Raw genomic sequence first — 10,008 nt, forward strand, 5'->3', positions numbered from 1 at the left:
CGAAGCCAGAAAAGGCAGCAAGAAAGAAAAAGACCCTTCATCCACGTTGGGATATCGCAAAAAGAAAAAAGCGAAAAAGTAAAAATATTCTTGTAAATCTTGTATTTAAGTAAATAAAAAAGCATATTTGTTTTGCTGCAACCTTAAAATAAACTATGCAAAACGAACACGATTATGATGCTCAGAGGGAAGTATTTACCAAAGTAGTAAAAGCTGGAAAGCGAACTTATTTCTTTGATATAAAAGCTACTAAAGGGCAAGACCACTATATTACAGTTACCGAAAGCAAAAAAGTTCTGCTGAACGGAAAAGAAGTCTTTCAAAAGCATAAGATTTTTCTTTACAAAGAGGATTTTGAGAAATTTTCGGAAACACTTTTAGAGGTAATGAACAAAGCAAATGAACTGAATACAAACGAAAACTCCGATTCTTCTTATGCAAGCGGAGTGAAGTTTGAAGATTTATAGGAAAACTTCCAAACAATCTTTCAACATCCGGTTCGTTGAAAAAATAGCGAAAACAAATACCGTTTAGGTCATTTCAATAACGTATCTTTATCCTCAAATTTACAGTGCTCTTATGGGTAAAATAATCGCAATAGCGAATCAAAAAGGTGGTGTTGGTAAAACAACTACAGCAATTAACCTGGGTGGTTGTTTTGGTGTTTTGGAGTACAAAACATTGTTGGTCGATGCCGATCCGCAGGCAAATGCTACGTCTGGTGTTGGTTTGGATCCAAAAAACTCACGCAACATTTACGATTGCTTAATCAACGATGTCCACCCGTCAGAGTTGATTATTCCTACAAACAATCCGAATCTGGATATCATTCCTTCGCACATTGACCTGGTTGGTGCTGAGTTGGAAATGATCAATATGCCCAACAGAGAGCACATGTTGAAGCAGGCTTTGGATAAAATCAAAGATCAATATGATTTTATCATCATCGACTGCTCCCCTTCTCTTGGATTGATTACCGTAAATGCGCTTACAGCTGCAGATTCGGTGATGGTTCCGGTACAATGCGAGTACTTCGCCTTGGAAGGTTTGGGGAAATTATTGAACACGATCAAAATTGTCCAGGGAAGATTGAATCCGGAATTGGAAATCGAAGGAATCGTGTTAACCATGTACGATACGCGTTTGCGTTTGGCAAACCAGGTAGTTGAAGAGGTGAAAACACACTTCCAGGATCTGGTTTTCGATACGGTGATTCACCGGAACACGAAATTAGGGGAAGCTCCCAGTTTTGGAGAAACCATCGTATTGCATGATGCTACAAGCAAAGGCGCAATCAATTATCTGAATTTTGCACGCGAAATTCTTCAACGAAACGATTTAACAAAAATCGGTAATAACGACAAACAATTTCAAGTAGGAAATGACATCTAATCCGAAAAAACGTTCAGCTTTAGGTAAAGGTTTGGGAGCTCTATTGGACGGTTCCTCAAACGATATTACAACACCATCATCAACTGCACCGGCAGCCAGCTCCGGAGGCGTTGCCCTTCTTCCGATCGGTTCGATTGAGGCTAACCCGTTTAACCCGCGAACTAATTTCGAGAAGGATGCTTTGAACGAACTGAAAGAATCCATCGCTGTTCATGGAATCATTCAGCCATTGACAGTTCGTAAACTTGGAAAAGATAAGTATCAGCTAATCTCCGGTGAAAGACGTTTCAGAGCGTCTCAATTGGCAGGATTAGAAGAAGTTCCTGCATATATCCGCGTTGCAAACGATCAGGCAATGCTTGAAATGGCTTTGGTTGAAAATATTCAGCGTGAAGACCTGAATGCAATCGAAGTGGCGCTTTCTTACCAACGATTAATTGACGAGATCGGATTGACACAAGATCAGTTGTCTCAAAAGATTTCCAAGGGAAGAACAAGTATTACCAACCATTTGCGTTTATTGAAACTTCCGGCTGAAATTCAATTGGGAGTACGTGATAACTTAATCTCCATGGGACATGCCCGATCACTTGTTTCTGCAGGTGATGAAAACCGGCAATTGGATTTGTATCGTCAGATTATTGATTTTCAATTATCCGTTAGAGAAATTGAAGAATTGATCCGTACCAATACTTCCAGAGGTACTGAAGAAGTTCCGAATGCACCAAAAGTGGCTGCAACACCGGAGCTTACATCCATCCAGGAAGTGTTTAAAAATCATCTGAGTGACCGCATTTCTTCAAAAGTCGAAATCAAAAAAGCACATTCAGGAAGTGGAAAAATCATGATCAATTTCTCATCTGAGGTAGATTTAAACCGAATCATTGAGTTATTGAATAAATCCAACTAATGCGTTATTTCCTTGGAGTCATCATCCTGTTTTGCCTTTCTGCAAAAGTCAATGCACAAGATTCACTGACTGTTAAGGCTGATACGGTTAAAACACATTCCTGGAAAAAAGCGGCTCTTTTCTCTGCAGTTGTTCCGGGATCGGGACAAATCTACAATCACATTGCCATGCCTAAGGGCAAAAAGAAGGCATTTTGGAAAGTTCCGTTGATCTATGCCGGTTTGGGGGCTACGACTTATTTTGCCATCAAAAATAACTCGCTGAAGAACGATTACAAGGCAGAATACGAATCCAGAAAAGTCGGGAATGCTCCCGCAAACTTTTTGGAATACGACAGCCAAAGTTTATTGACGCTTTACGCGCAGCATCGAAACAGACGCGATTTTGCCATACTCGGGATCGGATTGGTTTATTTATTGAATATTGTGGATGCAAGTATCGAAGCTCACTTTGTCAATTTTGACATCAGTGAAGATTTATCACTTTCCATTCGCCCAACGATGTACAACTCTATGTCGTACGGAGTTTCCTTTCAATTTAAATTTCGTTAAAAGTTAGGATAGGAAGCTGAAAACAGTATTTTTGCGCTACATGAAAATAGGATTAATCGGATACGGGAAAATGGGAAAAGCAATCGAACGCATTGCTTTGGAAAGAGGACATTCGATCGTTTATAAAATTGATTCTAAAAACACCATTGATCAGGTTGATCTTACAATTGCAGATGTTGCAATCGAATTCACCCAGCCTGGACTCGTTGTTAAACACATGGAAACCTGCATTGAGAAACAAGTTCCGATTGTAGTCGGAACTACCGCGTGGCAAAGTGAACTGGATCGCATTTCCAAACTTGTTTCTGAAAAGAACGGTTCGTTGCTGCATGCTTCCAATTTCAGTGTTGGTGTGAATATTTTGTTCCATATCAATGAGAAATTGGCCGCTTTGATGTCTTCGCATTCGGAATACAAAGCGCAGATCGAAGAAATTCATCACGTTCAGAAATTAGATGCTCCGAGCGGAACTGCAGTTTCTTTAGCACAAGGATTGATTGAAAACAATCAGAATTACACTTCCTGGAAAGCGAAAACCGGTTCATGGCCGGCAGTTACTGCTGAAGAACTTCCGATTCAGGCGTTGAGAGAACCGGATGTTCCCGGCACACATACCATTTCGTATATTTCAAAAATAGATACTTTAACCTTGAGTCACGAAGCACATTCCAGAGATGGTTTTGCCCTGGGCTCCGTTATTGCGGCAGAATTTCTTTTCGGCAAGAAAGGAATTTATACCATGCGTGACGTACTAGCATTTTAAGCCTTATGAATATTCTTTATTATTACCTATTCTTAATTCTTATTCATCCGATCATTGCTCTTTGGTGGAAATCCTTTGAGCGCATCGGAGCGAAATCGTGGCACGCATTTGTACCGGTTTACAATTACTACATCATTTTCAAATTCGGATCAGGGAAACCATGGTGGTCTTTATTGATGTTCATTCCGGGAATTCATTTAGTGATGTGGATGGTTGCAAACCTTTCATATATCAGAAGATTCGGCTTCTTTTCCATTGGAGACACTTTACAGGGGATTTTCTTCCCTTACTTGATTCTGTGGAAAATTGCCAATGCGAACGATGCCACTTTACCGGTTTTAGCACCAACTAATTGGGCTAGTCCGGTGGAAGCAGCGAAAAGAACGAATAGCGATCATGTTGTTTTGTTTTTGGCTTTACCTGTAATCGGTCATGCGGTTGCTTATATTCTTTCTTTCAGATCAAAACGCATCGGGAAGAAATCTGCTATTAAAGAATGGGGAGATTCCATTGTTTTTGCGTTGGTTGCAGCAAGTATTATCCGTACTTACGTATTCGAACCATTCCAGATTCCTACCGGTTCCATGGAAAAAACCTTATTGGTCGGAGATTTCCTGTTTGTGAACAAATTGTCTTACGGAGCGAAAGTCCCCGTAACTCCCCTCTCCTTTCCTTTGGTTCACAACACCATTCCATGGATCAACGTGAAATCTTATTTGACGATTGAAACGGCGAATTACTATCGTCTTCCCGGATTTGGGAATGTACACCGAAACGATGTCATGGTTTTCAATTATCCTTCCGGAGATACTGCAATTTATGACCCGCGGGTTCCAAATGGTTTGATGGGACATGATTACCACCAGGTAGTAAACAGCGAAGCGTTGTATTACTGGTTTCAGACTTTAAATCAAAATCATGCTGAAGCAATGCAGATTCTGAATCAACGTTCCATGGCAACAGGAGCTAGTTTTGAAACATTGATTCTGGATAGCCTGGGAGGTGAATTTATTTCGAATATTGAATTCTGGAGACAAAAAGCACGCATCGGAATTGCAAGTGGTGTAACCTATTCCCGTGGAGGAATGCCTGAAGCAGGATTGAATTACATCAAGCATGCCGGAATTGTTTATCGTCCGGTAGACAAACGTGAGAACTACATCAAACGTTGTGTTGCTCTTCCCGGAGATGAAATCGAGATCAAAAGTTCTGTTTTGTATGTAAACGGAAAACCGGCATACAAAGCGCCGAATCAAAACATGGCATACCAAGTATCCGGAGAGTCATTATCTGAAAGCAAATTGAATGCAATTGGGTTAAACGTGAATGACGGAGATTACATCATCGGTCAGAACGGAGTGGAAATTGTTTACCTGACTGACTCCAAATTAAGTGAGTTGAAGAAAATGGCTTCGAAGACAATCTTTACATTGAGTTTACAGCCTCAGTATTCTGATACACCGGGCAGTAAACCTACCAACTCAGAATTGATCCATAACCTGGATTATTTCCCGAAAGATCTTCATGTAAACAACACAACAACTGATTTCACCAAATTCAGAATCCCGAAAAAAGGAGCTGTTGTGAAATTGACAGCGGAGAACATTGCCTGGTACAGAAGAATCATCACAGCATACGAAGGCCACAAATTGCAGGAGAAAGCAGACGGAATCTACATTGATGGTAAAAAAGCAAGTACGTATACATTTGCCATGAATTACTATTGGTTAATGGGAGACAATCGTTACAACTCGGCAGATTCAAGAGTTTGGGGTTGTGTTCCTGAAGATCACGTAGTTGGTAGAGCTTCCATCGTTTGGTTCTCAAAAGGTTCATCCGGAGTTCGTTGGGATCGCGTCTTTAATGTAATCAAGTAAAATGGATGCGCAAGCTATATTTCCTATAGCTTATTTTGGGAGTGTCCGGTATTTTCAGGACCTGGTAAAACACGGGCAAATAGCTTTTGAAACGTGTGATCATTTTCCGAAACAGACTTTCCGGAACCGGATGGTGATTCTCGGATCCCAGGGACCTCAGATTCTGACAATGCCGCTTGAAAGACCAAATGGTTCTAAAACTATTACAAGAGATGTGCTGGTCTCTTACCAGCAAAACTGGCCTTTGATTCATTGGAAAGCATTGAAAACTGCCTATTCTTCTGCCCCCTATTTCGAGCATTATGCTTCAGATATTGAACAACTATTGTTTCAAAAACACCGCTTCCTGGTGGATTTTGATCAAGCCATTACTCAGTTCTTTTTAACGGTTTACCAGCTGCCCGTTTCTACATCTTACACGGAAGCATATCATTTTTCCCATTCGCTTGATTTCCGGAATTCCGACTATGAGTTATTGGAAATGGATGGGAAATACACACAAGTTTTATTTGGCGAAAAACACTTTCACACCCAGGTATCTATCCTCGATTTGTTGTTCTGCGAAGGACCTATAGGAAGAAAGACAATCATTTAACGGTATTTTCTTAAAAATTAATTAACTGATTATTAATCCATTAACTTTTTTAATGATTTTTTATCTGCTTTTTTCCATTCGGGATATTGCATATTAAATTTCTTGTTGTATATTTGTTATGATTTAGGTGGTTAGGTTAGGTTGATTAGTGAATGGAGTTAGGACGCCCGTCTTGACTCCATTTACGCTTTTAGGGCTTTACCATCTCCACCAAAGTGCCTTTATTTGTTTTTTGAGACGTAAATTCGAACGGAAGCCGTTCCCGGTATAAGTACTTTTTCTGGGTCGATTCAAAAGGTCTGTAGATGTAATAAACACTGTTTCCCTTTATCTGAATATTTTCCGGGTATTTGAAATGCAATTGAATCGGTAGACTCAACTTCCCGGTTTTTGTATCGATATGTCTTAACTGTGCTTTTCCTGCAATTTCATAATGAATAAAAATCTCCCCTGTTTCATAATCCTGGATCAAATGTTTCTTCCATCCGTTTTCCTTCGGCTGCAAATGATAGTAAATCGGAATGCTGTCTAACAAATCTCCTTTGTAAGAATAAGTAAACATCAAATTCTTGTAATGATCAAACAAGAATACCGAATCGTTTCGTTCAAACATCGGAGCGTACAATTCTTTGTAATAAATGGAATTCGTAAAATAGTACATTCCTACCCAGATTTCTTTGTCGATTCCGGTTTCATTCTCCCGTTCCTTTGCCCACAATTTCGTGCGTATATCTACCCACTTAAACTCTGAGCGATACAGTTCCATCATCAGATCATCCTGAACTTTGGCAATTTTGCGATAGGTTGAATCAACGATGTCAAAGGTGAAATACTCAAATGCCGGATAATTGGGATTGAAATTGGAGAAATAATACTTTGTTAATGAAGTGTCAATGATTGGCGCAATATACGTCATGTAGTACTGCTTTTCAATTTGTGCGATCTGGATTCGTTTATTGTTTTCCGTGATCCCAAACACGTTCTTTTCGGTAACTACATGCGGATTTCCCCTATAGTCACGGATCAACTCCTGCCCTTTTTCCGGCAATTGGATTTCTCCCAGCAAATTGAACCCGTCGAAAAGAACCAGTTCGGTTCCTTTTTTCAAATTCTTCGGGTAAGTCAATAAAAGGAGATTATCATCCGGTAAAAATTCGAAATCGGTTACGGAAACACGCGTAGATTCAAAAACCGTATCCGGAACTCCGATCGGTTTAATGACTACTTCGTCAATCAAATGCTCTTTACTGTAGTGCATTCTCACTTTAATCGTCAGTGTATCGGTTGGTTTTCCGGAATAGATCTTTGTCGGAATCTGATCCAGCGGATTGAATGCAATATGCTCTAATTCAAAACGGGTAGCTTCTTTCGTAGAAACTGAAAAGAAAGCCGTTCCTTTTAAGTTTGTGTATTGGGATTTGACCAGTGAGTCATTTTGATATTGGCGGATGAAAACACGCGAAACAGCGTCTCCGTTGCTCCTGTCTTTTGCAATAATGCGAATGGTTGTTTGACTGAATGCAGGAATTGAAAACAAAACCGGAATTACAAGGAGCAAAATAGATTTCATGGCTTCAAATTTCAATAAAGATGCGGTTGATTGCAAATTTCCATAAAAAAGGAGAAATAAAAAAGAAGGGACGCAATACATCGCGTCCCTTCTTTTTTAAAGCAATAAGCTCATATCTTACAAAGCCAGCCAAAACTGTCTTCTACTTTTCCTGCTTTTAAATCATCCAGGTATGCATGCACTTTCAAGGAGAAAGTTCTGGATTCGATCGGAGGAAGAATCAAATCTTCATCGCGGTACCCGATTTTTGCAATGTGTGCAATCGTTGCTGCCGTTCCTGCCCCGAAAGCTTCTGTCAAACGACCTTCTCTGTGTGCCTGAACTACTTCTGCAACAGAAACGTTGCGTTCTTCAACCGGCATCCCCCACATTTGGGCAACTTCAACAACCGAACGTTTCGTAATTCCTCTCAGAATCGTGTCACTTTCTTCAGAAGGAGTGATCAATTTCCCGTCGATGACGAACATCACGTTCATTGTTCCTGATTCTTCAATGTATTCGTGCGTTTTCCCGTCTGTCCAGATCAACTGATGATATCCTTTTTGCTGTCCCAATTTTGCAGGATACAAAGCTGCGGCATAGTTACCTGCAGTTTTTGCTCTTCCAACTCCTCCAACAGATGCCCGGGTGTAGAACTCCTCGATTTTTACATTTACAGGTTCGTTGTAATACGCTCCAACCGGGCAGGCAAAAATCACGAAGCGATACGTATCTGAAGGTTTAATTCCGATATATTCGTCAATTCCAAACAGGAAAGGTCTTAAATACAGAGAATAACCTTCTTTATTTGGAATCCACTCACTTTCTGTCTCTACAAACTTACGTGTCAGTTCTACAAATACATTTTCAGGAATTACAGGCATACACATACGTGCACATGATTCCTCAAAACGCTTCGCATTCATATCAGGACGGAAGATTGCAACTTCACCGTTATCCATTCTATACGCCTTCAATCCTTCAAAAATAGATTGACCGTAATGAATCACTGATGTAGCCGGATGCATTGACAAAGGACCGAAAGGCATAATCTCCGGTTCCTGCCACGCACCATCTTTGTAATCCATGATGAGCATATGATCAGAAAAGACTTTTCCAAAAGGTAAATTATTCCAATCAACAGCACTTAATTTTGACTCTTGGGCGCGAGTCACTTTTATTGTGTCTTGATGTATCATAACGACTAATAGTTATGCGAATATACCTAAATAAGTTGAGGATTCTATTACGATTCCGGAAGTAATTCCAATATTTGTAACAACAACTATTTTTAATGTATTCAAACAAATGCATCAACTTACTATTCATTCATTTACTGAATTTTTCCGGACCGGAGCAATTATTTTATTCACTCCGGGTGGCATTTTCATCAAAAACTTTATGCAAACAGATTCCGTTGATCTAGCGTCGATTTACTTAAAATTAACCGTTTCCGAAAATACGGTGTCTGCTAACTGGTCTGAAACCTTAATTTTGCAGAACTTGAATACGACAAACTAATTAAACGAGATCGTTGGGCAATCCCGATAGCTATCGGGACGTCCCATATCAAAAAAGAGCTGTAAAACCAGACTTTATGTCAAAAAAGAGCGAAGAAATTCTTTCCAACTATTGGGGTTACTCTCAATTTCGACCTTTGCAGGAAGAGATTATTGACGCTTCCATTTATGGAAAAGACGTTATTGCTCTTTTACCTACGGGCGGCGGGAAATCCATTTGTTTTCAAATTCCCGGAATTGCACGCGAAGGAATTACCATCGTGGTTTCTCCTTTGATTGCTTTGATGGAAGATCAGGTAAATCAGCTGCAAAAAAGAGGCATTCGTGCAAAGGCTTTGACTAGTGGTTTGTCATTCAGGGAAATTGACATTTTACTCGACAATGCGAAATTCGGAGGGGTGGATTTTCTGTATATTTCCCCGGAACGAATTCAGACCAGATTGTTTCAGGAACGGGTCAAACAGATGGAAGTTGGCTTGTTTGTAGTGGATGAAGCCCATTGTATTTCGGAATGGGGACATGATTTCAGACCTGCTTATATGGAAATTCCGAAACTGCGCGAGTTCCATCCTGACGTTCCGATCATTGCTGTTACTGCCACCGCAACTCCAAAAGTGAAGGAAGATATTGCCACACATTTGAAACTAAAAAATCCGGAGATCTTTGAAGCTTCTTTTGAACGGAACAACGTCAGTTATGAAGTGTATCATGTATCGAACAAACTGGACGCGATTACGAAATGGATCCACAAGAACCCGAATGATGTTGGAATTGTCTATTGTCAGACACGCAAAAGTGTGAAAGACGTGATGATTTATCTTCAATCTCAAAAAGTAAAAGCGAATATGTAC

Annotated in this window: 10 protein-coding genes; 8 read left to right on the plus strand and 2 right to left on the minus strand. The window is 40.1% G+C overall.

Annotation, left to right across the window (positions count from 1 at the left end; translation table 11 throughout):
• The first annotated feature begins 155 nt into the window (after positions 1-155).
• The 7 genes from Q1V93_RS09125 to Q1V93_RS09155 all read left to right on the plus strand — a co-directional run bounded on the left by Q1V93_RS09125 (position 156) and on the right by Q1V93_RS09155 (position 6,088).
• Positions 156-467 (plus strand): DUF3276 family protein, encoded by a 312-nt coding sequence (locus Q1V93_RS09125; protein WP_300663961.1) that lies wholly within the window; start codon positions 156-158, stop codon positions 465-467.
• A gap of 112 nt (positions 468-579) precedes the next feature.
• Complete coding sequence (locus tag Q1V93_RS09130; protein WP_124745568.1) at positions 580-1,392, plus strand: AAA family ATPase; 813 nt, start codon at positions 580-582, stop codon at positions 1,390-1,392.
• Positions 1,382-2,302 (plus strand): ParB/RepB/Spo0J family partition protein, encoded by a 921-nt coding sequence (locus Q1V93_RS09135; protein WP_300663964.1) that lies wholly within the window; start codon positions 1,382-1,384, stop codon positions 2,300-2,302. Before Q1V93_RS09130 ends, Q1V93_RS09135 begins: the two co-directional genes overlap by 11 nt.
• Complete coding sequence (locus tag Q1V93_RS09140) at positions 2,302-2,853, plus strand: DUF5683 domain-containing protein (RefSeq protein WP_300663966.1); 552 nt, start codon at positions 2,302-2,304, stop codon at positions 2,851-2,853. Before Q1V93_RS09135 ends, Q1V93_RS09140 begins: the two co-directional genes overlap by 1 nt.
• Positions 2,854-2,893: 40 nt before the next feature.
• The gene (gene dapB, locus Q1V93_RS09145; protein WP_300663968.1) at positions 2,894-3,616 is read left to right on the plus strand and encodes a 4-hydroxy-tetrahydrodipicolinate reductase; all 723 of its coding nucleotides are present in this window, start codon (positions 2,894-2,896) and stop codon (positions 3,614-3,616) included.
• Between the two features lie 5 nt (positions 3,617-3,621).
• On the plus strand, positions 3,622-5,493 hold the full coding sequence (locus tag Q1V93_RS09150; RefSeq protein ID WP_300663970.1) for a S26 family signal peptidase: 1,872 nt from the start codon (positions 3,622-3,624) through the stop codon (positions 5,491-5,493).
• A 1-nt stretch (position 5,494) separates the two neighbouring features.
• Entirely contained in the window at positions 5,495-6,088 is a 594-nt protein-coding gene (locus tag Q1V93_RS09155; RefSeq protein WP_300663972.1) for a WbqC family protein, read from the plus strand.
• A gap of 190 nt (positions 6,089-6,278) precedes the next feature.
• Here the strand turns inward: Q1V93_RS09155 and Q1V93_RS09160 are convergent, their stop codons facing one another.
• Both Q1V93_RS09160 and Q1V93_RS09165 read right to left on the minus strand, forming a co-directional pair.
• Positions 6,279-7,658 (minus strand): hypothetical protein, encoded by a 1,380-nt coding sequence (locus tag Q1V93_RS09160; RefSeq protein WP_300663974.1) that lies wholly within the window; start codon positions 7,656-7,658, stop codon positions 6,279-6,281.
• 110 nt (positions 7,659-7,768) lie between these two features.
• Complete coding sequence (locus Q1V93_RS09165; protein ID WP_300663976.1) at positions 7,769-8,836, minus strand: branched-chain amino acid aminotransferase; 1,068 nt, start codon at positions 8,834-8,836, stop codon at positions 7,769-7,771.
• Positions 8,837-9,234: 398 nt separating this feature from the next.
• Here Q1V93_RS09165 and Q1V93_RS09170 point away from each other — a divergent pair.
• On the plus strand, positions 9,235-10,008 hold a 774-nt coding region (locus Q1V93_RS09170; RefSeq protein WP_300663978.1), incomplete at its 3' end, for a RecQ family ATP-dependent DNA helicase.

Source organism: Fluviicola sp. (genome assembly GCF_030151805.1).
In the GTDB taxonomy this organism is placed as follows: domain Bacteria; phylum Bacteroidota; class Bacteroidia; order Flavobacteriales_D; family Crocinitomicaceae; genus Fluviicola.

Excerpts from the sequence above, each read along its gene's own strand:
- Q1V93_RS09125 (WP_300663961.1), top strand. The coding sequence starts at position 156 with ATGCAAAACGAACACGATTATGATGCTCAGAGGGAAGTATTTACCAAA.
- Q1V93_RS09130 (WP_124745568.1), top strand. The coding sequence starts at position 580 with ATGGGTAAAATAATCGCAATAGCGAATCAAAAAGGTGGTGTTGGTAAA.
- Q1V93_RS09135 (WP_300663964.1), top strand. The coding sequence starts at position 1,382 with ATGACATCTAATCCGAAAAAACGTTCAGCTTTAGGTAAAGGTTTGGGA.
- Q1V93_RS09140 (WP_300663966.1), top strand. The coding sequence starts at position 2,302 with ATGCGTTATTTCCTTGGAGTCATCATCCTGTTTTGCCTTTCTGCAAAA.
- dapB (WP_300663968.1), top strand. The coding sequence starts at position 2,894 with ATGAAAATAGGATTAATCGGATACGGGAAAATGGGAAAAGCAATCGAA.
- Q1V93_RS09150 (WP_300663970.1), top strand. The coding sequence starts at position 3,622 with ATGAATATTCTTTATTATTACCTATTCTTAATTCTTATTCATCCGATC.
- Q1V93_RS09155 (WP_300663972.1), top strand. The coding sequence starts at position 5,495 with ATGGATGCGCAAGCTATATTTCCTATAGCTTATTTTGGGAGTGTCCGG.
- Q1V93_RS09160 (WP_300663974.1), bottom strand. The coding sequence starts at position 7,658 with ATGAAATCTATTTTGCTCCTTGTAATTCCGGTTTTGTTTTCAATTCCT.
- Q1V93_RS09165 (WP_300663976.1), bottom strand. The coding sequence starts at position 8,836 with ATGATACATCAAGACACAATAAAAGTGACTCGCGCCCAAGAGTCAAAA.